At 43.2% G+C, this 380-nt stretch carries 1 pseudogene; it reads left to right on the forward strand.

Features of this window, described 5'->3' with window-relative positions:
* Positions 1-380 (forward strand): annotated as a pseudogene (locus LQ679_RS14690) (MSCRAMM family adhesin clumping factor ClfA); the annotation flags it as partial.

Raw genomic sequence — 380 nt, forward strand, 5'->3', positions numbered from 1 at the left:
ACAGTGATTCAGACTCTGATAGTGATGCAGACGCAGATAGCGATGCAGACGCGGACAGTGATTCAGATTCTGATAGTGATGCAGACGCAGATAGCGACGCCGATGCAGACAGTGACGCAGATGCGGATAGCGACGCAGACTCTGATAGTGATGCAGATGCAGATAGTGATTCAGACGCGGATAGTGACGCAGATGTAGATAGCGACTCAGATTCTGACAGCGATTCAGAGGCAGGTATGTCATCAAATGATTCAAACAATAATGGTGGTAATGGTGATGCTAATCAATCGAATGAAAATAATCAAGATCATAAAGCAAGCCATAACAAACAATTACCTGATACAGGTGAAGAATCAGAAGTTAATACAACTTTAATTGGT

The sequence above is a fragment of the Mammaliicoccus sp. I-M35 genome (genome assembly GCF_022386455.1).
Taxonomy (GTDB): Bacteria; Bacillota; Bacilli; order Staphylococcales; family Staphylococcaceae; genus Mammaliicoccus; species Mammaliicoccus sciuri_A.